20 protein-coding genes and 4 pseudogenes are annotated in these 23,815 nt (G+C 37.6%); 16 read left to right on the top strand and 8 right to left on the bottom strand.

Going from position 1 to position 23,815, the window contains the following annotated elements; translation table 11 throughout:
* Positions 1–166 precede the first annotated feature (166 nt).
* Positions 167–388, top strand: a pseudogene (locus AAZO_RS44005) (hypothetical protein); the annotation flags it as partial.
* Positions 389–534: 146 nt separating this feature from the next.
* Here the strand turns inward: AAZO_RS44005 and AAZO_RS35630 are convergent.
* The gene (locus tag AAZO_RS35630; RefSeq protein ID WP_187289522.1) at positions 535–687 is read right to left on the bottom strand and encodes a hypothetical protein; all 153 of its coding nucleotides are present in this window, start codon (positions 685–687) and stop codon (positions 535–537) included.
* A gap of 588 nt (positions 688–1,275) precedes the next feature.
* On the opposite strand from AAZO_RS35630, the pseudogene AAZO_RS18400 reads away from it, so the two are divergent.
* A pseudogene (locus AAZO_RS18400) lies at positions 1,276–2,947 on the top strand (IS1634 family transposase).
* 230 nt (positions 2,948–3,177) lie between these two features.
* Here the strand turns inward: AAZO_RS18400 and AAZO_RS18405 are convergent.
* Entirely contained in the window at positions 3,178–3,357 is a 180-nt protein-coding gene (locus tag AAZO_RS18405) for a hypothetical protein (protein WP_049790809.1), read from the bottom strand.
* A 549-nt stretch (positions 3,358–3,906) separates the two neighbouring features.
* On the opposite strand from AAZO_RS18405, the gene AAZO_RS18410 reads away from it, so the two are divergent.
* From AAZO_RS18410 to AAZO_RS18450, 10 genes and pseudogenes are all read left to right on the top strand, one after another.
* Positions 3,907–5,073 carry an NHL repeat-containing protein gene (locus tag AAZO_RS18410; RefSeq protein WP_013192395.1) on the top strand — a complete coding sequence of 389 codons (1,167 nt, stop codon included), beginning with the start codon at positions 3,907–3,909 and terminating at the stop codon, positions 5,071–5,073.
* Positions 5,074–5,115: 42 nt separating this feature from the next.
* Positions 5,116–7,461 carry a carbamoyltransferase HypF gene (hypF, locus tag AAZO_RS18415; protein WP_013192396.1) on the top strand — a complete coding sequence of 782 codons (2,346 nt, stop codon included), beginning with the start codon at positions 5,116–5,118 and terminating at the stop codon, positions 7,459–7,461.
* Positions 7,462–7,525: 64 nt separating this feature from the next.
* Positions 7,526–7,771, top strand: a complete 246-nt coding sequence (locus AAZO_RS18420) for a HypC/HybG/HupF family hydrogenase formation chaperone (protein WP_013192397.1) — start codon at positions 7,526–7,528, stop codon at positions 7,769–7,771.
* Between the two features lie 128 nt (positions 7,772–7,899).
* Positions 7,900–9,048 carry a hydrogenase formation protein HypD gene (hypD, locus tag AAZO_RS18425; protein WP_013192398.1) on the top strand — a complete coding sequence of 383 codons (1,149 nt, stop codon included), beginning with the start codon at positions 7,900–7,902 and terminating at the stop codon, positions 9,046–9,048.
* A 24-nt stretch (positions 9,049–9,072) separates the two neighbouring features.
* Positions 9,073–9,287 (top strand): annotated as a pseudogene (locus tag AAZO_RS39170) (tautomerase family protein).
* Between the two features lie 117 nt (positions 9,288–9,404).
* Positions 9,405–10,508 carry a hydrogenase expression/formation protein HypE gene (hypE, locus tag AAZO_RS18430; RefSeq protein ID WP_013192399.1) on the top strand — a complete coding sequence of 368 codons (1,104 nt, stop codon included), beginning with the start codon at positions 9,405–9,407 and terminating at the stop codon, positions 10,506–10,508.
* Between the two features lie 53 nt (positions 10,509–10,561).
* Complete coding sequence (gene hypA, locus AAZO_RS18435; RefSeq protein WP_013192400.1) at positions 10,562–10,903, top strand: hydrogenase maturation nickel metallochaperone HypA; 342 nt, start codon at positions 10,562–10,564, stop codon at positions 10,901–10,903.
* On the top strand, positions 10,894–11,697 hold the full coding sequence (gene hypB / locus AAZO_RS18440) for a hydrogenase nickel incorporation protein HypB (protein ID WP_013192401.1): 804 nt from the start codon (positions 10,894–10,896) through the stop codon (positions 11,695–11,697). The genes hypA and hypB overlap by 10 nt, the downstream gene beginning before the upstream one ends.
* Before the next feature lie 311 nt (positions 11,698–12,008).
* On the top strand, positions 12,009–13,241 hold the full coding sequence (locus tag AAZO_RS18445) for an FAD-dependent oxidoreductase (protein WP_013192402.1): 1,233 nt from the start codon (positions 12,009–12,011) through the stop codon (positions 13,239–13,241).
* A 334-nt stretch (positions 13,242–13,575) separates the two neighbouring features.
* Positions 13,576–14,121 carry a single-stranded DNA-binding protein gene (locus AAZO_RS18450; RefSeq protein WP_013192403.1) on the top strand — a complete coding sequence of 182 codons (546 nt, stop codon included), beginning with the start codon at positions 13,576–13,578 and terminating at the stop codon, positions 14,119–14,121.
* Between the two features lie 288 nt (positions 14,122–14,409).
* On the opposite strand, the gene AAZO_RS18455 is transcribed toward AAZO_RS18450, so the two are convergent.
* The 5 genes from AAZO_RS18455 to sfsA form a co-directional block, all read right to left on the bottom strand.
* Positions 14,410–15,288: an NAD(P)-dependent oxidoreductase gene (locus AAZO_RS18455; RefSeq protein ID WP_013192404.1), complete on the bottom strand. Its 879-nt coding sequence runs from the start codon at positions 15,286–15,288 to the stop codon at positions 14,410–14,412.
* Between the two features lie 644 nt (positions 15,289–15,932).
* Positions 15,933–17,117 carry a class I SAM-dependent methyltransferase gene (locus tag AAZO_RS18460; protein WP_013192406.1) on the bottom strand — a complete coding sequence of 395 codons (1,185 nt, stop codon included), beginning with the start codon at positions 17,115–17,117 and terminating at the stop codon, positions 15,933–15,935.
* A gap of 700 nt (positions 17,118–17,817) precedes the next feature.
* Entirely contained in the window at positions 17,818–18,039 is a 222-nt protein-coding gene (locus AAZO_RS34185; protein ID WP_013192408.1) for a hypothetical protein, read from the bottom strand.
* A gap of 54 nt (positions 18,040–18,093) precedes the next feature.
* The gene (locus AAZO_RS18465; RefSeq protein ID WP_013192409.1) at positions 18,094–19,278 is read right to left on the bottom strand and encodes an NAD(P)H-quinone oxidoreductase subunit H; all 1,185 of its coding nucleotides are present in this window, start codon (positions 19,276–19,278) and stop codon (positions 18,094–18,096) included.
* Positions 19,279–19,639: 361 nt separating this feature from the next.
* Positions 19,640–20,365, bottom strand: coding sequence for a DNA/RNA nuclease SfsA (gene sfsA, locus AAZO_RS18470; RefSeq protein ID WP_013192411.1), 726 nt, complete (start codon positions 20,363–20,365; stop codon positions 19,640–19,642).
* 271 nt (positions 20,366–20,636) lie between these two features.
* On the opposite strand from sfsA, the gene AAZO_RS27235 reads away from it, so the two are divergent.
* From AAZO_RS27235 to AAZO_RS18480, 4 genes and pseudogenes are all read left to right on the top strand, one after another.
* A complete protein-coding gene (locus AAZO_RS27235) occupies positions 20,637–20,927 on the top strand; it encodes a hypothetical protein (RefSeq protein ID WP_049790810.1) in 291 nt (96 codons plus the stop codon).
* A 72-nt stretch (positions 20,928–20,999) separates the two neighbouring features.
* Complete coding sequence (locus AAZO_RS27240; protein WP_049790811.1) at positions 21,000–21,473, top strand: GGDEF domain-containing protein; 474 nt, start codon at positions 21,000–21,002, stop codon at positions 21,471–21,473.
* Positions 21,474–21,656: 183 nt separating this feature from the next.
* Positions 21,657–21,815, top strand: a complete 159-nt coding sequence (locus tag AAZO_RS34190) for a diguanylate cyclase domain-containing protein (protein ID WP_228371742.1) — start codon at positions 21,657–21,659, stop codon at positions 21,813–21,815.
* Positions 21,816–22,186: 371 nt separating this feature from the next.
* Positions 22,187–22,855 (top strand): annotated as a pseudogene (locus tag AAZO_RS18480) (2OG-Fe dioxygenase family protein).
* A gap of 218 nt (positions 22,856–23,073) precedes the next feature.
* Here AAZO_RS18480 and AAZO_RS18485 read toward each other — a convergent pair.
* Complete coding sequence (locus AAZO_RS18485) at positions 23,074–23,631, bottom strand: PFE-CTERM domain-containing protein (RefSeq protein WP_013192412.1); 558 nt, start codon at positions 23,629–23,631, stop codon at positions 23,074–23,076.
* Positions 23,632–23,815: the final 184 nt, after the last annotated feature.

Here is a 23,815-nt window from a genome sequence, read left to right on the forward strand (position 1 = left end):
TCCTAAAACCGAATATGGGATAAACCCAAAAAAAAACGCAGATAATTAATCCGCGTCTATATGCGTACATCTCCGTTAAATTAAAACCCTAAGTACTACGGAAACGTGCTAACTGCTCACCTGTCTTAGCATCATGGGCAATATTATCTAACAATTGATCGCCTAGCTTTCAATACCTAACAATAAAGAAAAGAAAGCACTTTGTGAAGGTTTAGCAGTACAAACATTTGATGAGGCACTCAAACAAGTTAATTTGCTCGAACATCCTAGAGAATATGCAATGCTGCAAAATAAGTTGGGTAATGCTTTGCAGTATTTACAAAGGACCCATACTGTAGAGAATAATTTGCAAGCAGTTGTTGCTTATAATGAATCTTTAACAGTCCGTCAGAAATTACTCGTTATATAAATGGAATTTCATATCATGTCCTTTTAAATGAACTTCATTGTGAGGTTGGTAAAGAAATCCTAAAAACTTTTTGATTAGGTCGTTTCACTAGTTAATACCCATTATGATTAAATCCTTACTGTCTTCTATACATCAGGTTCTATCCCCAGAGATTTCAACTGAGCTATTAATTTCTCCGTTTTTATTCTTTCCTCGTCAAGCTGTTGAGTTTTTTGATCAAGTTTGATTCTTTCCTCGTCAAGCTGTTGAGTTTTTTGTTCCACACTGGTTACAACCAAATTTCCACCAGGATCATACCATCGTAACCAAGATATTTCGACACCCTTATAGTTACCTATCTACACACCTAAACCCAGTTCTAAATCTGGTATCCAACAACGAGAATCTGATAAACTTCAGAATTTAAGATGTGCCAATTAAATGAATGGCACATCTTAAATTCTGATTGATATCTATCAAATATTACGTAATAAGGTAATCTTAATATTTGTTCATAACCTTACTATTTTACTGGCGGTTTTTCTACATCTCTTAGGCTTTGTCCCAAGTCTTCTTTTTCCATTACTGGTGATAGCAGTTCTACCACAATATAAGGATTTACTCCTTCTTACCAGACTACATAACTTAATCTTAAATCTCTATTTTAATAGACCCCACATTCCGCACTTCATTTTTTAGTACACATACAAATGTATAAAAATCCCAAAAAAATACGTAGTAAACAGATACTTGAACTAGTAAAAGAATCGACAATACAAAAAAACCTGCCAACAACTTGGAACTCGTAAGTATTGACAATAAATTCAGGATAAAAGATGATGAAATGAATGTAAATACTCCTGAATTAAATAAAAATACCTAAAAATATGAATTACCAAGAAAGAGAGTTTGAGAGTAAGAACTTGGATCACTTGGGAATAAGAGATGAGATAGGAATTTTAGAAATAATCAATAGGATATTCTGAATAGATAGTAGAGAGAAAGTGAATACAGGAGAAATAGTCAAAGCAATCATTATGGACTAGGTTTTCTATGGAGACCATTATATTTATTTCCTCAATTTCTTGAGGAAAAAGCCATAGAATATGGATTAGGATCGGGAATTGAAGGCGAAGATTTAAATGATGATAAAATAGGCAGAGTAATGGATAAGCTATACAAATATGGATTAACTAAATTATTCCTAATAATTGCCTTATAAGTAGTAAATAAACATGAAGTAGCAATCAACCAAATATTCCCATTTAGGTTCAACCTCATTGCATTTGCATGGAGAGTATAATAATTGCCTAAATAATTTAGGACAAGAATTAGGAATGAACCGAGAAAATCCGATTAACATCACACAAGGATATTCTCGTCACCAGCGTCCAGACTTAAAACAATGTATATTAGATTTACTAGTAAGTAGTGACGGAGATATACCCTTACTTTTTAGAAGAGCATCAGGAGATGAATCAGATAAAGCAGTATTTGCTCAAATCTTGGTGGAGTATGACGAACAAATAGATTTTGAAGGTATAATGGTGGCTGATAGTGCATTATATAGCGAAAGTGATTTAAAATTAATGTCGAACATGAAATGGATAAGTCGAGTACCTTTATCCATTAAAAAAGCCAAAAACTTGGTCAAGGCATTTACCAGTACAGAACTAAAACCAGGTGAAATCAAAGGATATAGCTATCAAGAAGAAAAAGTATCTTATGGGGGAATAGAGCAAAGATGGCTATGAGTAGAAAGTGCAGACAGAAAAAAAGCAAACTTAAAGAAATTAACCCAAAGCATTCAAGAGGACTTTCTAAAAACTAGTAAACAAGTAGGTAGATTAGTCAAAGAAGAATTTGAACAGACATCCTTAGCGCAATTAAAAGTTAAAGAACTGGCAGCAAAATTAAAATATCATACAATACGGACCTAGAAATTGCCGACAGGTTAAATAAAGGACAGACAGTACTGTAGTAAACTAATAGAAAATCAGGAGTTAATCACCCAACATCATAACTGTTGTAGTCGATTTATTTTAGCAACGAATATTTTAGAGACAAGCGAATTATAAACCATAGAAATATTGAGAATATATAAAGAACACCTATCAACAGAAAGAGGATTTAGATTTATCAAAGACCCGTCATTTTTCGCCCATAGTCTTTTTGTGAAAAATCCAGAAAGAGTAGAGACAATGATGATGTTAATGGCATTGTGTCTTTTGGTTTACAACCTGGGACAAAAACAATTAACAATCTCGTTAAAGACGCAAAAAGCGACAGTTAAAAACCAACTGAATAAACCTACAGAATCCCCTACTTTAAGTTGGATATTTCAGAGCCAGTGCGTTGGGCTAGTTCCCCGACTTGTTAGGGAAGCTCCTCGGAAAGGGGCAGCAACTGGCGTATTTTTTCAAGGGATTCATTTTCTGATTACACATTCATTTTCTGATTACACAAGGAGTTCATAGGATTCTGAACTTGACAGAGGAAGGTTGTCAAATTTCCCAATTTCTACCTACAGCTTGTCAAAAGTATTATTTATTTTCTTAGTTTTCAAATCTCTAATTTACTATTGCATAGTCTTGTATTTTCATAAGTGATTGAAAAATCCAAAATCAACATTGTTGTCTAACTAGCTTTTTTTACACAATAAGAAAGCTGGAAGTTTGACATGCATAATTTATTTATATTTTCATGGCTACTGGATTTGTAAAAAAATAGTTCTGAAGTGCCTGTAAATGTAGTTTATTTATGCTACTTATTTAAGTGTGAAATGTGGGTTACAAATATGGTACACCTAAAACAGCAAACGAATCTGGTCTTTTATACCATAAACTATGACGGGAATCATAGTAAATATTCAGATCACTTCCTATAAATATCTCTTGAGGAGAAGAATTTTTAGGTTGGAAGGTATCTGTTAATAATTGTGGTTGTTGTAGATGAAATTGATCTGGCAAACCAACTTACTCTGGGTCTTCACTAGGAATATCATACATGGTTGGTAATGTTTCTTTAGGGGAAAGTGGCAGATCTGTTTGATACATTTTCACTATCCTCTCAATTTATTTATGGTGTTTATTTATTTTGTAATATTTATTATCGGTACCTAGTTGTGAGTATAAACTTGTAGAAATCTTCATAAGAAACTTTTAAAAAATACTTAAGTGCTTGGGAACTCTCACCGAAAACCCTACAAACATCAAAAATAAACATTCTGTAAATCCTTAAATTATGTACTTAAATTATGTAAATCTTGATTCAGACAAAAATATGAATATAGCAGGAGTCACGAGTAAAACTCTCTTGCTATCTAGGTTTTAATTTAGATTCTTTACCTCATTGATCTGCAATCTGCTAGAAAATAATTATGTTATACAGGAACTCTTTATTACTAATAAATTGTAATCTATTTAACTGAAATCTCATACAAAATAAAGCAAATTGATAGAAATATTCCAGTTTGTCTAATAGAAAATAGCTGGTATAATTACTATATTAATTAATAAATGTTAAATCATCTGACTCAAGATATAGACCCTTTATCCATATTTCCCAACGGTGCAAAAATAATATTAGGAAACAATATTACATCCGAACAAATAGCCATACCTCTTGCACCAAGTCCAACAACAATGTTTGGACCCCGTGCTGCTTGTTTATTATCACCAACTGGACCATTATGGGTATCAGATACAGGACATCATCGTTTATTAGGTTGGCGAAATTTACCCACAGAAGATAATCAACCGGCTGATTGGGTAATAGGACAACCTGACTTTTATCATGAAGGACAAAACGCCAAAGGTACACCTGGAAAATCTACAGTTAGTGTCCCTACAAGTATTTGTAAATGTGGTGCAGGTTTAGCTGTTGCTGATGCTTGGAATCATCGGGTCTTAATTTGGCATAATGTACCGGAAGATAGCAATTTTCCCGCAGATTTAGTATTAGGACAAGCTAATTTTACCGATAACGAACATAACCAAGGTAGTCAACAACCTGCGGCAAATACTTTACATTGGCCCTATGGTGTTTTCTATCATCAAGGTAAGTTATTTGTAGCCGATACTGGAAATCGCCGTTTGTTAATTTGGAATCAATTTCCTACAGAAAATGGACAACCAGCGGATATAGTTTTGGGACAACCAGACATGATATTTCGTAATGAAAATGGTGGTGGTTCTCCCACTGCTTCTAGTATGCGCTGGTGTCATGATATTACTCTTTGGGATAATAATTTAGTTGTCACCGATGCGGGTAATAACCGGGTGATGATTTGGGATGGTATACCGACAGAAAATAATGCCCCTTGTGCGGTGGTCTTAGGTCAGAAAAACTTCAATTTTGTGGAATTAAATCAAGGTGTATATTTTCCTACTGGCAGTAGCCTAAGTATGCCTTATGGGGTAGATACTGCGGGAGATTGGTTAATAGTTGCAGATACGGCTAATTCTCGTTTGCTAGGATGGAAGAAACGAGAATCTATTTTGTTATTACAGGGTGGATATGCTGATGGTGTAGTGGGACAAGATAGTTTTAAAAGTAAGAGTGAAAATCAGAATTTTGGACCGCCAACGCGACGAAGTTTAAATTGGTGCTATGGAATTAAAGTTTGTGGTGAAATTGCGGTAATTTCTGATTCTGGCAATAATCGAGTTTTGATTTGGAGATGATGATTATTTCGCGCAAAGATGGAGAGGGGAAAAGGCACAAAGATGAGAAGAGAACAAATTAGAGTGCGTGGTACTGTGCAAGGTGTGGGTTTTCGTCCTACGGTGTATCGTCTGGCGAAAAGTTGCGGGTTGAAGGGAGATGTTTGTAATGATGGTGAAGGGGTTTTAATTCGTGTTTCTGGTAGTGAGGAAGCGATAACAAAATTTGTAGATAAGTTATATAAAGAATGTCCAGCTTTGGCGAAAATTAATGAGTTGGTGAGAAGTCGGTATTTGGGGGAGTTTGATTTTGATGATTTTGTAATTTCTCACAGTATTAATAATACTATGAAAACACAAGTTACTGCTGATGCGGCAACTTGTCCCCAATGTCAAAAGGAGATTTTTGATCCTTTTAGTCGTTATTTTCGTTATCCCTTTACTAATTGTACTCATTGTGGTCCCCGCTTGAGTATTATTCGCGCTATTCCTTACGATAGAAATAACACCAGCATGGTGAAGTTTCCAATGTGTCGACAGTGTGAAAAGGAGTATAAAGATGTGGAAAATCGGCGTTTTCATGCCCAACCTGTTGCGTGTCACGTTTGCGGATCTCGTGCATGGTTAGAAAGGGCTGATGGTAAACCTGTCATTGCTGATATGTTTTCAATGTTGGATGATGTGGATGCTGTTTGCACTTTATTACAAAAGGGTCAAATAGTAGCTATTAAAGGTTTGGGTGGTATTCATTTAGCTTGTGATGCAACTCAAGAAACAGCAGTGCAAAAATTACGAGAACGGAAACGCCGTTATCATAAACCTTTTGCTTTAATGGCGAGAGATATCAATATAATTAATGAATATTGTTATATTAGTGATTTAGAAGAAGAATTATTAACCAGCCCTGCTGCACCCATTGTTTTATTAGAAAGAAAATCCGAAAAGCAGGTTGCTTCATCAGTCGCACCAGGACAATACACCCTTGGTTTCATGCTTGCTTACACGCCTTTACATCATTTAATTCTCAGACGAATGAACCGCCCCATAGTCTTAACTAGCGGTAATATTCCTGATGAACCCCAGTGTATAGCTAATGAAGATGCTAAAGACAAATTAGGAAAGATAGCAGATTATTTTCTTTTACATAACCGTGATATTGTTAACCGAGTTGATGATTCTGTCCTCAGAGTGATTGATGATAAAATACAAATATTAAGACGGGCTAGGGGATATGCACCTACACCGATGATTTTACCATCAGGATTTGAAAAAACACCGCCAATTTTAGCAATGGGTAGCGAGTTCAAAAATACCTTTTGTTTATTACGTGAAGGTGAGGCTATTCTATCTCAACATTTGGGAGATTTGGAAAATGCAGCCGCCTTTAATGCTTATCAAGATACTCTAAATTTATATTTAAACTTGTTTGCCCATAGACCAGAAATAATTGCTATTGATAAACATCCAGAATATTTATCATCTAAACTGGGAAAGGAACTAGCTACAGTTAATAAAATTAAATTAAATGAAATTCAACATCATCACGCCCATATAGCCGCTTGCATGGCGGAAGAGCAAATTCCTTTAAATGCACCACCAGTTTTAGGAATAGCGTTTGATGGCTTAGGATATAGCGCAGATGGCACATTATGGGGCGGAGAATTTTTACTAGCTGATTATTATCAATTTGCACAAGTAGCCACATTTAAATCTATGCCCATGATAGGAGGAGAACAAGCAATTCATCAACCTTGGAGAAATACTTACGCCCAATTAATAAACGCCTTGACATGGGAGGAAATAAAACAAAAATATGGTGAATTAGAAATAATCAAATTTTTAGAAAATAAAAATCCCAAATTACTCAACCAGATCATAGACAAAGGTATTAACTCACCCTTAACATCATCAGTAGGGAGATTATTTGATGCAGTAGCAGCTGCAACAGGTATTTGTCGGGAAGAATGCAGTTATGAAGGACAAGCAGCAATAGAAATGGAAGCGATAGCGGATGTAAATATTCTAAACAATGATGAAGAAACTCTAAATTATCCCTTTAAATTTGAAAATTCCGATAAGATTTATTGTATAAACCCTGCACCTATGTGGCTGGGGATACTAAACGACATACAGCAGAAAATTTCACCATCAGAAATAGCTGCTAAATTTCACATAAGTTTGGCTAGTGTAATTACCACAATAGTTAAACAATTGTCCCAAACATACAAATTTAATCAAGTTGCATTAACAGGAGGAGTATTTCAAAACCGTATTCTTTTAGAACAAGTAACCAAACGCTTACGAAAAACAGGAATAAACGTCCTCACTCATAGCATAGTACCTACAAACGACGGCGGTTTATCATTAGGACAAGCTGTTATAGCTGCTGCTAATTACTTAAAAAAATAGCATAAAAACCTCTGTGTTTACTGCGCCTCTGTGGTTAGTAAATCTTAAAAAAGGAAAAGAGAAAATGTGCTTAGGAATACCAGGACAAATTGTAGAAATAACCAACATAGTACATAAACTAGCAATAGTTAACGTCGGGGGAGTAAAACGACAGGTAAACATAGCTTGCATAGTTGACGAACAACACCCACCCGACAAATGTATAGGAGACTGGGTACTGGTTCACGTCGGTTTTGCAATGAACCGTATCAACGAACAAGAAGCAGCAGAAACATTACAACTTCTCCAAGAAATAGCAGCCTTGCACTAAAGTATAAGGCTAGTAGCTAAAGTTCATTAAAACGGACTAGAAAAACTATCTATTTAGGTTGTAGTTAATAAATTTATGTTTTGTGCAGTAATTAATCTAAAATCCCAAATCTAAAATCCCAAATTTATATGAAATACGTAGATGAATTTCGCAACCCCAAAAAAGCTGAAGCCTTACAAAAAGAAATAACCAAACTCAGCCGACAAATAGACAAACACCTAAAAATTATGGAAGTATGCGGAGGTCATACCCATTCCATATTCAAATACGGAATCGAAGAAATATTAACCGATAATATCGAATTAATTCATGGGCCTGGTTGTCCAGTGTGCGTTATGCCTAAAGGTAGGATAGATGATGCGATCACACTTTGTCAAAACCCCAACATAATTTTCACCACATTTGGCGACGCAATGCGCGTACCCGGTTCAAAAACCAGCCTCTTGCAAGCTAAGGCCCAAGGTGCTGATATTCGCATGGTTTACTCACCCTTGGATAGCCTCAAAATAGCTAAAGAAAACCCCAACAAAGAAATAGTCTTCTTCGGTTTAGGCTTTGAAACCACCTCCCCCAGTACCGCATTTACTATCCTCCAAGGAGCAGCAGAAAACGTAACTAATTTTAGTATGTTTTGCAATCATGTATTAGTTATTCCTGCCCTGCAAGCATTATTAGATAACCCAGATTTAGAACTTGATGGTTTTGTTGGTCCCGGTCATGTAAGTATGGTTATAGGAACGAAACCATATCAATTTATTTCCCGATCATATCATAAACCAATAGTCATTTCTGGCTTTGAACCATTAGATATCTTCCAATCAATTTGGATGTTATTAAAACAAATAGTAGAACAACGTTGTCAAGTTGAAAATCAATATAACCGTTTAGTCGAACCAGACGGGAATAAAAACGCCATTGCAGCCATGAATCAAGTTTTTGCAGTGCGTGAATTTGAATGGCGTGGTTTAGGAGAAATACCCGATTCAGGTTTTAAAATTCGGGAACAATACGCGCAATTTGATGCCGAAGTTAAATTTATCATTCCTAATCAAAAAATTGCCGACCACAAAGCCTGTCAATGTGGAGAAATTCTGAAAGGAGTTTTAAAACCTTGGCAATGTAAAGTATTTGGAACAGCTTGCACACCAGAAAACCCAATAGGTGCTTGCATGGTGTCCTCCGAAGGTGCTTGTGCAGCATATTATAAATATGGGCGACTGTCAACTATGGCAAAAAGAGATAAATCAGGTGTATATCCAGAACCTCTATCAGTTTAACATGCACAATTTGAGGAAAATTATATGCCATTTTTTACCGTCCAAATTGGTAAATGTCACTCCATTGAAAAAAGCGGAAAATACTCCAAGCTGTAACTGATGCTTTAGTTTCCTCTCTAGGTACTAAACCTGAGTGGATAACCATTTATATTGATGAACTTGAATGAGAAAATTGGGCAGTTGGTGGTATTTTACATTCCGATAAACACGTCGGTAGACACGAGGGAACAGGCAGATAATTTGTAGGGTGAGTTAGGCTGTCCCTAAGGCATCAATTAAAATATCTCGCGCGAAGTCGCCAATGAAAAAATAAAAGCACAATTATTTTTCTATATGGAATTACTAAGGAATTTAAGATGGCAATTTACAACAACCAACAATCTCAAAATCCTCTCTTTCAAAAAGTTGAACAAGTCCGTCGTCGTCAGGGAAAAATTAGGGATACATATATTAACCTTGCCCATGGTAGCGGTGGAAAAGCCATGCGAGATTTAATTAATGATGTATTTGTAAAAAATTTTGATAATCCCATTCTTTCCCAATTAGAAGACCAAGCCAGTTTTGACTTAGCCAGTCTTTCCCAACATGGAGATAGATTAGCATTTACCACAGATTCCTATGTTGTAGACCCATTATTTTTTCCAGGTTCAGATATAGGAGAATTAGCAATTAATGGCACAATTAACGACTTAGCAGTTAGTGGTGCAAAACCTTTATATCTTAGCTGTAGTGTCATCTTAGAAGAAGGTTTACCAGTAGAAACATTGCGCCGTGTAGTTTCCAGTATGCAAAAAGCGGCACAAAAAGCCGGAATACAAATAGTTACAGGAGACACAAAAGTAGTTCATCGTGGTTGTGCTGATAAACTCTTTATCAACACTGCCGGAATCGGCATCATTCCTGCTAATATTGATATTTCTCCCCGCAACATTCAAACCGGAGACGTAGTAGTTATTAACGGAGAAATAGGGAATCATGGAACAGCCATATTAATTGCTAGGGGAGAACTAGAACTAGAAACAAATATAGAAAGTGACTGTCAATCATTACATGAATTAGTAGCAGAGATTATCAAAACTTGCCCACAAATTCATGCCATGAGAGACGCAACTAGAGGAGGTTTAGCCACAGTATTAAATGAATTTGCCGTCACAGCAAACGTAGGAATACGCATCCATGAAAATGCCATTCCTGTTAAAGAACAAGTAAATGGAGTGTGTGAAATACTCGGTTTAGATCCTTTATATTTAGCGAACGAAGGAAAACTAGTCATAGTTGCACCCAAAGAAAAAGCCGAGTTAATTTTATCAACTATGAAAAACTACCCAACAGGAAAACAAGCATCTATCATTGGTGAAATTATTCCCACACCACCAGGAATAGTCCTCTTGAAAACCGCCTTTGGTGCAGAAAGAATAGTTGATATGCTAGTAGGCGACCAACTCCCACGAATTTGTTAAATTCTTTCTTTTTCTTTTCCTTGCGCTTTTGCGTGAGATAAAAAATTAACCCTATGCATGAACTAGGAATTACACAAAATATCATTGCCATAGTGAGCGAAAATGCCCAAGGGAAGAAAGTCCAAAGAGTATTATTAGAAATTGGCAAACTCTCTGCTATTATGCCCGAAGCCATTGAATTTTGTTTTGATATTTGCGCCCAAGGTACAATAGTAGAAGGTGCAATATTAGAAATATTAGAAATACCAGGAATGGCCAGATGTAGTCAATGTGGTGCTAGATTTTATGTAGATAAACCCTTTGGAATTTGTGAATGTGGTAGTCTACAGATAGAGATACTAACTGGCGAAGAATTAAAAATAAAAGAAATGGAAGTGGAGGAATTATGTGTGTAACCTGCGGATGTTCTGATGGTAGCGAAGTAAAAGTTACTAACTTAGAACATGAACATTATCACACTCATACTTTAGCAGATGGGAGTGTAATTACGCATACCCATCACCATGAAGAACAAGCAAATATGCACGCCAACTTTCATAATAAAACGATATCCTTAGAGCAAGAAGTTTTAGGTAGAAATAATTTATTGGCCGCCCAAAATCGTGGTTGGTTTAAAGGTAGAAATATTCTGGCTTTAAATTTAATGAGTTCTCCAGGTGCGGGAAAAACTACTTTATTAACTCGCACAATTAATGATTTAAAAAACAAATTAGCTATCAGTGTGATTGAAGGTGATCAAGAAACTACCAATGATGCAGAAAAGATTAAAGGAACAGGGTGTAAAGTGGTACAAATTAACACGGGTATAGGCTGTCATTTAGACGCATCAATGATAGAAAGAGGTTTACAAGAACTAAACCCGCCCTTGGGTTCTGTACTGATGATTGAAAATGTGGGTAATTTAGTTTGTCCTGCTTTATTTGATTTAGGAGAACAGGCTAAAGTGGTAATTCTTTCTGTAACAGAAGGGGAAGATAAACCAATTAAATACCCTCATATTTTTCGGAATAGCGAAATTATGATTCTCACAAAAATTGACTTGTTCCCTTATTTACAATTTGATGTACAACGCTGTATAGAATACGCAAAACAAGTCAACCCAAAAATACAAATCTTCCAAGTTTCATCTACTACAGGAGAAGGTTTGGAAGATTGGTATGACTTCTTATTTCATGCGGTTTCACCATAAATACCCACTGTTCACGCAACTGCTGAAAAATAGATTATCCAAGTTGCTTGCTAGTTAGCAATAGGAATCAGTATAAAGCACCATATTAAGTCCGGCTAATTAGCAATAATAACTATTTTTCTCTTATCTATTCCCTATTCCTTGTCCTCATAGATATGAGGACTATTTAAACGGACTCGATATGGATTTTATGTTTGTGCAATTAATTTATCCGTGTTTATCTGTGTTCATCTGCGTTTATCTGCGGTCAACTATTCTTGATATCTGATTCTATTTGTTTGATATAAAATATATAACACAGGGTCAATTTTATGTCTACAAATCACAATCTTCCTTTAGAACACGAGATTTTAGATGTACAAAATACAGATTGTTGTATTGTTGGTAGTGGTCCTGCGGGGGCTGTACTGTCTCTACTTTTAGCACGTCAAGGAATTTCGGTGTATCTGCTAGAAACACACAAAGATTTTGACCGGAATTTTCGTGGTGATACTATTCATCCGGCGATAATGCAAATTATGGAAGAGTTGGGTTTAAGTAATAGCCTTTTGCAATTACCCCACACCAAAATGCACCGTATTCAAATGAAAACTTCCCAAGAAACCATCACTTTTGCAGATTTTAGTCGCCTGAAAACCGCCTACCCTTATATTATGATGCTTCCCCAGGCGCGGTTTTTAGAATTTATCACCCAAGAAGCAAAAAAATACCCTAATTTCCATTTAATTTTGGGTGCAAATGTGCAGGAATTAATTACAGAAAATGGTATAATTCAAGGTGTGCGTTATCGTGGACAAGGCGGTTGGCATGAAGTACGCGCTACATTAACAATAGCTGCAGATGGTCGTCACTCAAAACTAAGACAATTGGGTGATTTTGAATCTGTAGAAACTTCGCCACCGATGGATGTGCTTTGGTTTCGTCTCCCGCGTCAGCGAGAAGAATTTGCAGGGGGTATGGCGCTCTTTGGTTCTGGTAACATCTTGGCTATGCTAGATCGTGGTGATGAGTGGCAAATTGGCTATGTTATCCCCAAAGGTAGTTATCAACAACTGCGTGCTACTGGTTTAGCAGAATTAAAAAAATCAATTATTGATACAGTACCAGAATTAAGTGATCGCATCGAACTGTTACAAGATTGGTCGAAAATAGCTTTTCTTTCTGTCGAATCAAGTCGCGTTAAGCGTTGGTATCGTCCCGGACTGTTACTCATAGGTGATGCAGCCCATGTCATGTCACCAGTGGGTGGTGTCGGTATAAATTACGCAATTCAAGATGCTGTCGTCACCGCAAATATATTGAGTCAACCACTTAAACAACATCGTGTAGAAATCAGCGATTTAGCAAAAGTACAGCAGCACAGAGAGCTACCTACACGAATCATTCAAGCATTTCAGGCTTTGATCCAAAAGCGGATATTTACCCCCATTCTTACTGAAAATCAAACTTTTCAACCGCCTCTATTGCTACGTTTACCTATCTTACGTGATATCCCCGCTCGATTAATTGCTCTGGGTATTTTTCCTGTTCATGTCCAGATTTAATATCTTATATGGTATAATCGTACTATTCATCATGCAGAATTAAATGCTCGTTTCGGTCAAGCGACAACTTTGAACAACTATGTAAATAGTTATTTACATAGTTGTCGCTTGACTTTTGTTATATGGTGGTTAACTAAAAATATCCTATTCCTTTAGGGAACCTAAATCTGTTAACTTAGATTGAGCAATTGCACTGTGTTGAAGGTAAATCCAGTGAAAAATAAGTGTGCCAAAATCATGACGCACAGGTGGTGCTATCTGGCTTTTACAAATGAAAAAAACAGTTTTCCTCCCCTAAACCCCTAAACCCTTGTTTCTTGAAAGGAATAAATATATGAACACTTGTATTTTAATGGCAGAAATTTATGATGCACCTCAACTGCGTCACACACCAGATGGATTGGAAGTTACAGAAATGATAGTTCATGTCCCTGGTGCGCGGCCAGATGATCCTTCTCATCCTTTAAAAGTGGTAGGTTGGGGTAATTTGGCTAAAGAAATTCATCAAACCTATCAACCAGGCGAGCGCGTGATTATGGAAGGACGCTTAGGAATGAACACCTTTGACCGTCCTGAAGGTTTTAAAGAAAAACGTGCAGAACTCACTGTGCAGAAGATTTACGCTATCGGTAGAACTATGAGTACAACTCCACCACCAGCCGCTACCGTAGCGCCTCCACCACAGCGTCCCCCAGAGACATATCAACCAGCCTATTCAGCACCAACACCATCCACACCAACGCCAGCTACAAATACAGGTACAGCACCCCAGCGAACGACCCCCCAACGCACCTACCAACCAGCACCTGTAACCTTTGAGCATCAATCTTATCAGCCTGCTACAGAATCGGAACCAGACCCAGATGACATCCCATTTTAATCAGTTAACAGTTTGTTATCAGTTATCAGTTATTAATTAGGGTTTGCTGAAAAAAAGCAAAAGCGTTTCCAGATAAAGGTTTACAGGGTTTTTTAACCAAACAAGTGCAAAATTATTGAGCAAAGATGTTTAAAACCCTTGCATCTTCACCAGAAATAACCGCGTAAATTTGAGGACTAATTGGACAACCCTTGATTTTTCAATCCCGATCATACCTAGATTCAATTTCTAGAGTTATTCAGCAAATCCTAATTATTAGTCTCTGCACTGTTAACTGTTAACTGTCACCTATTCCCCGCTGACCTCACCCCATTCTCGGATAGCGGGAAAGACTGACGAATAATCATCTTCTGGATAGGACATATTCATTGCTGATTTCAAGATGTGTCTAACTCCCTCAATACTGCTGAGATTCAAACCCAGGGATTTAGCTTCAGAGATAAATAAATCTATTTCTTTGATCAATTGTTTGGTGGGTAAGTTGGCATTGGTATAATTACCATCCAACATCCGCTTGAGGTTTTGATCAAAGGTTGGTGCGTAAAGTTTGCTATCGCGCAGGATTCGCATAAACAAGTCTATATCAATGCCTTGCATTTGGACAAAAGCCAAACTGAGCGCAAAGCTAGTAGTAAGGGAAGCAATGAGTTGATTGAGTGCTAATGTTAGTGCTGAGGCTGACCCTACTGGTCCAATGTGTACAGGTTGGGGTCCAAAATGTTGTAGTAATTGGAGGTGACGCTCATATTGTTCTAATTGGGCACCTACCATGACAATTAATTTGCCAGTTTCTGCTTCTGGGATGCTACCGAGTACGGGAGCTTCTATATATTCACCGCCAGCGGCCACAACTGCATCTCTAATTTCTTGGCTTTCGGGAGGAGTGAGTGTTCCCATTTGGATTACACTGCGTCCTGATAAGGTATGCCAAGAAGTGTCTGTCAGCAAGACATGATAAATAGCTGCAGCATTAGATAGCATCAGAACTATACAATGAGCGGAGCTAATTGCTTGACGTGGTTTTGTCGCTATTTCTGCCCCTGCTGCTTGTAGTGGTGCTAATTTTTCTGGGGTGCGGTTGTAAGCAATGAGCTCTACATTTGCAGCTAATAACCGTTGAGCCATCGGTAGTCCCATCAATCCAGTTCCCAGAAATGCCACCTTCATGTTTTACGTTCCTTTGTCATTGGTTATTAGTTATTAATCATTGGTCATTCATTGGTCATTAGTCATTAGTCATTGGTTATGAACAACTAAGAACTGATAACTGATAACTGATAACTGATAACTGATAACTGATACAGAATATTGCAGATAAATAAGGTACAGAATCTAAATTGAAACCTAGATAGCAAGAGAGTTTTACTCCTGACTCCTGACTCCTGACTCCTGACTCCTGCTGTAACTGATAACTGACTCCTGCTGTAACTGATAACTGATAACTGATAACTGACTCCTGCTGTAACTGATAACTGATAACTGATAACTGATAACTGACCTAAAATCAGCCACCTGCGGCAAAAGTAGCCATAATTACAACTGAAAGTAAGAGTCCGGGGCTAAGTAGAGTTACTAAGACAATGAGGTCATGAGCAGTCATAGTTATTACTTCATTAAGGTTATTAACTTCAAAGCAATCACTGTTATGCTAGTCGAAGAAAGACTAATACAGGATTCTTAAATACAGTTTTAACCGATACAAAAAAGCTAACTAATGCTAAGAATTACCGGCTTTTTCTTCATGCTCCATCCTAGAAGTGTCGGCACTATCTAGTCTACAGGCTAACACGGTTAATCTTTTACTGTTACCTCTAGCTTGGTATGGTTAATCCTGTGAGCGATCGTAAAGCCTCTTCATTCTTCAATCCTTTGCTTTGTACCAGAACTCCAAAGTTACCCAGTCCTGTCGGTTCAATTAGTTGGTGTAAGGCTTCCCGGCGGTTTAGCAGCTGTGAGATAGGTTGTTCTTGATAGGAGAGGGCAGCTATTCTTTCACCCAAACCCAAGGCCATTAAAAATAAACCTTGCTGCGTCCAACCCACTGCATCCAAACCGCATTTTTTCCCCCAAGTTTCCAAAGCTGTAAAGTCAACATGGGCGGTGATATCTTGTCCCCCAATATTGATGTAAGGATGATCATGGTAACGATGATGGTAATAGCATTGTAGAGTTCCTTGCGATCGCCTGGGGTGATAATAACGGCTGGCAGGGTAGCCATAATCAATAGTTAACACATACCCCTGTTGCAAGCAGTCTGCCACTATACCCAACCAGTCGAGAGCAGCTAAATTAATTTCACTGCGATAGCCATCTTCATACACATTGGGATTTAAATCAATTCCCACCAAATCAAAATGTGCTACTAATTTCGGCGTGGATACTTCCGCCACTACCTCTATAAATGAAAAATCAGAAGCGGTATTTTCCCCATTTTCCAGGGTAGTTACATAAATTTCCCGCAATTCTCCTGCTTCTAGGATAAACTGATGCACTGGAAATGCATCCACTAATTCATTAGAAAAAAAGCAGCCGACGATGGAGTTAGGTGTAATCTCTTCCAAATTGCACCAACGCACAGAGAAATCCTGTAACCTTTGCTGCTGTTGTGTTCGTAAACTTGGGGATTTCTCAACAATAATGTATTCCAGAGCCGTCAAAAAATCCGGATGTTGTAGTTTTAGGTAATTGAGGATATGAGATGCCAGAGTACCTTGACCTGCTCCCATTTCTACTAGATGAAAAGGGCTTGGTTGCTCTAATATCTGCCACATCTGGAAAAATTGCACAGCCAGTAATTCACCAAAATCATTACCAAGACTAGAAGACGTAAAAAAATCACCACCCCGAAACCCAATTTTGACTGCATCACTAGAATAGTAGCCGTGTTTTGGGTGATATAGTGCCATGTCCATGTATTCTGCAAAGGTAATGCGGTGTTGGGGACTGGTATTAATGCATTTGGCTATTGCTTGACAGAGTGCGGGGTTGGAATCCATAAAAAATCAAAAGTTAAAGTCTCTAAAATATTAGGGTCTGTTGCTAGAGTTTGCGTCCCACGAAACTGAATTCTGTTGTATTATATTTCAATTTCAAAGCATTACATCTTACAGGTTGTTTTAAAAGTTTCTGGCTGTGACTTTAGGCACTTATTCATCCCCCCTAACCCTTAACAAAGGAGGGAAGTGGAATCAAAGTCCCCCTTCTTAAGGGGGACTTAGGGGTATCTAAAAGTTTTTGATACATCACTAAGGACTTTTCAAACATGCTCTTATGTAAGACTAATTTTATGTGAACCTGCACAGAATCATGAACTTCATTAATTAATACGTATTTATCTGCGTTTATTGGCGGTCAATTATTCTTGCAATTTTATTCTATGCAGCTTCATTTTAACCGGGTATAACTTCCTTTTTGATAGGGAATATTGAAATTCAAATTCAAATATTACTAACTAAAATATTTTTGTAATCTTGCTTCAATTCTTCAACTTGCCAGAAAATAAAGTTCTTTTTGTCGATAAAGTTCTAACATTATTATGTTGGAAGTTGCTAATTCTCTAACTGTAAATACTGTTTTTTCTACAGCCATTTTGGGAGTTAGACCCCATTCGTGGAGTAACATTAAAGCAGCGGGGGTACTGCGACTTAATCCAGCACGACAATTAATAGCAACGTCAAAATTTTGATAGGATGTAGCTTAAGTAGCGATCGTCTGAATATGAGATAATTGAGGTCCATCAAGTAAATATCTATCCTTTGGAGGATAGTCATAGAAATGCAGTTCCAGAAAATGGGGAATATAACCTTGTTTTTCCAATGGAACAGCGTGCAATCCTGGATGATTAATTGAAAGCACATTAGGAACTTTATCTATATATTCAACGTCATAGTAATCGGTGATGAATAAGATTTTTCTCACCTGTGATGTGCTATAAAATCCCCGACTCCGCAACGAAATCGGGGATAAGGGTAATTATCTGTCAACAGAACCCATAATTACGTCAATACTGCCAAGAATTACCACCACATCTGCTACCTTCATTCCTCGTAACAAATGAGGTAGAATTTGAAGGTTATTGAAATCGGCAGCGCGAATTTTCCACCGCCAGGGGAAAACATTATTATCACCAACTAGATAAATACCCAGTTCCCCTTTACCGCTTTCTACACGGGAATAGATTTCACCTGTGGGAATTTTGAAAGTGGGAGCAACTTTCTTGGCGACAAACTGGTAATCAAAACCATCCCACTCTGATTTCTTACCAGCCATTAAACGCTTAGCTTCCAGGTTTTCGTAGGAACCACCGGGTAAACCTTTGATAGCTTGTTTGATGATTTTTACCGATTCCCGCATTTCCCGCATTCTTACCATATAACGGGCGAGACAATCACCGACTGTTTCCCACTGTACTTCCCAGTCGAAGTCGTCATAACATTCATAATGGTCGACTTTTCGCAAGTCCCATTTTACGCCAGAACCACGTAACATAGGGCCAGAAAGTCCCCAGTTAATTGCTTCTTGGCGGGTAATTGTACCAATACCTTCGATGCGTCTCCGGAAAATGGGATTGTTAGTAACTAAGCGTTCGTATTCGTCTACTTTGGGGATAAAGTATTCACAAAATTCTAAGCACTTGTCTACCCAACCATAGGGTAAATCAGCAGCTACACCACCAACACGGAAGTAGTTGTTGTTTACCATCCGATAACCTGTGGCAGCTTCCCACAGATCATAAATCATTTCCCGTTCCCGGAATTGATAAAAGAAGGGGGTTTGTGCGCCCACGTCAGCGAGAAAAGGACCAAACCACAGTAAATGGTTGGCGATGCGGTTTAGTTCCAGCATAATCACGCGGATGTAGCTGGCGCGTTTGGGAACTGTAATACCTGCTAATTTTTCAGGTGCGTTAACTGTAACTGCTTCATTGAACATTCCCGCTGCATAGTCCCAACGGCTGACGTAGGGGACATACATCACGGTAGAACGGTTTTCAGCAATTTTTTCCATTCCCCTATGCAGGTAGCCAATGACTGGTTCACAGTCAACGACATCCTCGCCATCCAGTGTCATAATTAGCCGCAGAACTCCGTGCATTGATGGGTGATGAGGTCCCATATTTAGCACCATTGGTTCAGTGCGGGTTTCTATTCTACTCATAGATTTGGTGTTCTTCCGTTGTCAACAATTTGTATTGAACAGCTACGATGCTAACCAGACCCGATTGGTTGTTTCTGCCAAAATTTAAACTGGTAAGGATAATTTAGATATTGCCCCTACAGGGTTATATTGGAGAGAGGATAGCAGGGTCGGACTTGTACTTGATGTTTTATTAGCTTGTACTACTTCAATTATTATAGGGAGTGTGCGATTCCAGGGATTGAGAAGCAGGATTTTTTTTCAGATGCAAGCCATCAGCGATATTTCATCTATGATCACAGAAAAGACTGAAATCAGCACTTCTGAATTGCTCCTTTTCTGGGTAGCCACATTAATCTCTATGAATAGTTTAATAATTAGTTCACGTTTTCAGTTTTGCTAACCCTAAATAACGGATTCCTTCTGGAGACACGTCAAAACGACAGGGTAAGACTTCTAAACCGACTGTGATCGCCTGCCGTAATAACTTACCATACACAGGGTCGGTGCTATCTCCAGGCGCAAACTCTGGACAGTCACCCCGATTGATAAAATAAAGCATCACTGCACGACTGTGGGGCAGAACTTCCATTAATTCTCGTAAATGTTTTTGTCCTCTTGTGGTTTCTGTGTCGGGAAATAAGGCTAAATTTCCTTGCGTCCAAGTTGTGTTTTTTACCTCTAAATAAATTGGGCTTTGTTTCTCACTTCCTGTTAGGTAGAAATCTACACGGCTTTTTTTATCTTTTCCATAAATCACCTCACCTTTAACTTGTGTATAATCTCTTAATTCAGGAAAAAGAAATTTTTCTAAAGCTAGTTTTATGACTCGATTAGGTAAAGCAGTATTTACACCGACCCAAGTTGGTTCTTGTTCTTGTACTTGAATCAACTCTAATGTATAAGCTAATTTGCGATTAGGATTGTCACTTTGAGAAAGCTGTACCGGACTACCAATTTTTGAAACTCCTGTCATTGGACCGGTATTAGGACAGTGTGCTGTTACAACCTCCCCTGAAGTCAGCTGTACATCAGCAAAAAAACGCTTGTAGCGTTTGAGTAGAAAACCAGGGTATAATTTTGGGTAGCGATAAAGCCAATCGGTCATTATGATAGGTTAATTATGAATTTGAATACTTAGTAAGTATACGATAAAAGTGGTTATGAAGAGGATTACATTTCTAGGAAAATTTTGATATTTTTGCTTAGAGCCAAGTCACTAATAAAATGCTCGTTAAAAAAATGTTATAAATATCAAAATTGTATCACCAAGGGCTACTAATGAGTAGTAGTTACGGTCAATAGAGCGATTACTGACATAGTTCAAACTTTCTTTAGCACGTACCTTAGAAGAGATTATAGTAATTACGCTACTAGCAGTGCGAGAACTGACAAGTTCTGATGGGGCTACTTTTGTGTTATCAGTCAATGGCTTTTCCTATTACATTGATGAGAATACTATTGATCCCCTGTGGAAGGGTCAGCGATTTCCTATAAATACCTGGTCTAGTTGGGTAATGCAGAACCGTCAGTCGCCAATAATTGAAGATATATCTAGTGATCAAAGGATTTCCTGGGCTGTTGATAAAAGTACATTTATCAAATGTATGGCGATGGTGTCCATCTGTTCCAAAGAAAGAATAGCTGTTGGTACTATTGGTACTTATTAGGGACACCCACATCAAACTACAACGCACGAGGTCAAGTTACTGCAATTACTAGCAGATAGTACAGCGTTAGCGATGGAGAATACAGAGATATATTCTCAACTAGAGCGACAATTGCGCGATCGCACAAATGCCTTAGAAGCAGCCAATACCCTTCTGCAAAAAGAAATACAAGAACGCAAAGCCATTGAAGCAGAAATTCGCCGTCTCTCCCTTACAGACGAACTCACTGGACTGCATAACCGAGGTGGTTTTTACCTATTGGCTGAACAACAGCTAAGATTAGCGAAGCGATCACAAATTTATACTAGTCTCATCTTCATTGAACTCAACGAATTTGAACAAATCAATCAAACCTGGGGTAATGAACTCAGCCAAGATGCTATTGTTGCCATAGCCAAATTGCTCAAACGCTGTTTTCGCAGTTCTGATACATTAGGACGAATCGGGGAATATCAGTTTGCAGTGCTAATCCAAGGACAGGATCTGAGTTGCGAAGTCATACAAAACCGAGTAAAAACCAATAGACCTCTTGCAGAATTAATTTGATTTTATAAAAGATAGACCTCTTGCAGAATTAATTTGATTTTATAAAAGGGGGTTTTCTTTGTTTTAGCCAAAAGTTAGACTTACAGGGTTATGTTTGAATTAGGGAGCCCAAAGAACACCAAAAATACATAAAATCTAAAACTCTCTGTCATACCACAGAAACAATCTTGCAATAGGTCTAATATCTACCAATTCAATCAAACTCAACAGTTACCAATTCCCCTATCCGTGAGTATTGGTATTCAATCCTATGATACCAATCATACTATTTCACTAGATGACCTGATTACATTAGCTCATATTCATATATATGAAAACAAGGAAACAGGGAACAGGCAATAGGGCATTGGCCATTGGGCATTGGAAAGATACCGCAGATTGGAGATCAATAAGGTACAGAATCTAAATTAAAACCTAGATAACAAGAGAGTTTTACTCCTGACTCCTGACTTCTGCTGTATGCGCTAGAAGTTTTGTTAAATATCTCAAATTGACCCATAATTCCCGGTTGCTAGAAGCCCCCAAATTTATCTGTGAAGTCAACCCAAAATCCCAAATTCGATGACTTTTTTTTGAATTTTAAATTCCCTGAAGGGTGTGAACTTTTTTGTAGTCAAAATTCCTGCATTTCCTGAAGAATTGCATGTAATATGTATTACATACATCCCACCTAAAAACCTGGGAGAACTTGAAAATGCAAGGAAAAATATCCTATGCAGCAAGTATCATCAGTGACGGAGTTAGAATATGCTTTTCTATTTACTCTAAGAAAAGTAAATTCGATTAATACTGAAGGTTTCCAGCCATTTTTTCAGAATTTACCCATTGATCCTTACACCAAGGGTAAATATCGTTCACGAAGATTATCAAGGGTGATGGTTTCGGAAAATAAATTGATCAAACTCCCACAGGGATATTTATTCCAAAGCCAAGTATATAACCCATTATTGGGTGATATTAAAAGAGAGTTTGTAGAATTAGAAGATACACTGGTAGAACTGGATATTTTTAGGAACTTAGTTTTAGCTTTTAGTGATTATTGCAAACTGCATCCAGAAGCAGGAATTGGTATTCATCAAATCAGAACGACCTGTTCACCTGGTCATTTAGGAAGTCCCGCACCAGAAGGTATCCATCAACATGTAACAGATTTTATTGGTATACTTTCTGTAAGTAGAGACAATATTCAAGGTGGAGAAACACATTGATATACTGCCAAAGAAGAAAGGCCTGTTTTTAAGAAAATTCTCCAACCAGGAGAACTAGTTGTAGTCAATGACCATGATTTCTTTCACTTTACAACTCCCATGAAACCCGAAAATCCAGCACCGGGAACTAGGGATGTTTTTGTGCTGACTTCTCCTAGTTTAATAACAGAATAGTGATACCGATTCGTAATTCATAATTACAAAGTTCTTACAGCATCTGGGTTTGTAGGTTTGAATCTGTTGCCGAATTTTAGAGAATTGGTATGATTTGGTCAGTTAACAAAAAGACCCCCGACTTCCTATAAGAAATTAGGGATATAATAATTTCATTAGCCTTGGCTATGTTCCGTTTCCAGTGGTGGGAGTGCTTTTCTTGTGAATTGCAGCCGTTTTCATCCTTTCTGGATAGCGAAAACAGCACTCAAGATGCTCAAACTCAAAGTCGGTGAAAACTCAAAAGGTATAGGGGTAGCAGTGACAATACCACTGAAATCAAAGAAAGTCTCGTCAGTCTCACCAAAACTGATTCTATCCTTACCGTTCCTAGTTAGAAAAAAGCCATTATGACCATCACTAATGGAAAATCCATCAGCATCACTGAAATTTCCAGTTTGCAACACTACATTATTCACAAAATCGTAGTTGAAGTTAAAGGTTGGATTGAAACTTTGCAGCTGATTCAAATCATAGGTTGCTAAGGTTGCTAGGGAATTGGTCACAAGCTCCCTGAAGGTAATATTAAAAACAGTGAACTCATTAAAGTTATTTGAGTTATTAGCGCGAGCAATCCCATCATTATCCAAGTCATTAAAACTAAAATTACCCGTAGCTGAATAACCATTTTCTCCAGTCCAATTAAACTGATAGGTTAGGGCTTGGGCTGACAATGTCCCTTGAAGACAACTGAGAAAAGTAATTGTGCCGATTGCAAATTTAACAAGTTGACGCATAGTAGGAATTACTAGGGAATAATGAAGTGAATGTTCGGTAGTGATCTTTTATTTAGTTAACTTAGATATTCACAAAAAGGGTTTTTTAAAGTATTGCCAACAGTATAAAGGCTTGAGAATCTTAGCTTCCTTTTAAGGGAAACATTTATGTATTAATTCATTTTACTAGGCCAGTTGTGCCAAA

This window comes from 'Nostoc azollae' 0708 (genome assembly GCF_000196515.1).
Taxonomy (GTDB): domain Bacteria; phylum Cyanobacteriota; class Cyanobacteriia; order Cyanobacteriales; family Nostocaceae; genus Trichormus_B; species Trichormus_B azollae.

Coding starts and splice junctions, on each gene's coding strand:
- AAZO_RS18410 (WP_013192395.1), top strand. CDS start 3,907: ATGTTAAATCATCTGACTCAAGATATAGACCCTTTATCCATATTTCCC.
- hypF (WP_013192396.1), top strand. CDS start 5,116: ATGAGAAGAGAACAAATTAGAGTGCGTGGTACTGTGCAAGGTGTGGGT.
- AAZO_RS18420 (WP_013192397.1), top strand. CDS start 7,526: ATGTGCTTAGGAATACCAGGACAAATTGTAGAAATAACCAACATAGTA.
- hypD (WP_013192398.1), top strand. CDS start 7,900: ATGAAATACGTAGATGAATTTCGCAACCCCAAAAAAGCTGAAGCCTTA.
- hypE (WP_013192399.1), top strand. CDS start 9,405: ATGGCAATTTACAACAACCAACAATCTCAAAATCCTCTCTTTCAAAAA.
- hypA (WP_013192400.1), top strand. CDS start 10,562: ATGCATGAACTAGGAATTACACAAAATATCATTGCCATAGTGAGCGAA.
- hypB (WP_013192401.1), top strand. CDS start 10,894: ATGTGTGTAACCTGCGGATGTTCTGATGGTAGCGAAGTAAAAGTTACT.
- AAZO_RS18445 (WP_013192402.1), top strand. CDS start 12,009: ATGTCTACAAATCACAATCTTCCTTTAGAACACGAGATTTTAGATGTA.
- AAZO_RS18450 (WP_013192403.1), top strand. CDS start 13,576: ATGAACACTTGTATTTTAATGGCAGAAATTTATGATGCACCTCAACTG.
- AAZO_RS18455 (WP_013192404.1), bottom strand. CDS start 15,288: ATGAAGGTGGCATTTCTGGGAACTGGATTGATGGGACTACCGATGGCT.
- AAZO_RS18460 (WP_013192406.1), bottom strand. CDS start 17,117: ATGGATTCCAACCCCGCACTCTGTCAAGCAATAGCCAAATGCATTAAT.
- AAZO_RS18465 (WP_013192409.1), bottom strand. CDS start 19,278: ATGAGTAGAATAGAAACCCGCACTGAACCAATGGTGCTAAATATGGGA.
- sfsA (WP_013192411.1), bottom strand. CDS start 20,365: ATGACCGATTGGCTTTATCGCTACCCAAAATTATACCCTGGTTTTCTA.
- AAZO_RS27240 (WP_049790811.1), top strand. CDS start 21,000: ATGGAGAATACAGAGATATATTCTCAACTAGAGCGACAATTGCGCGAT.
- AAZO_RS18485 (WP_013192412.1), bottom strand. CDS start 23,631: ATGCGTCAACTTGTTAAATTTGCAATCGGCACAATTACTTTTCTCAGT.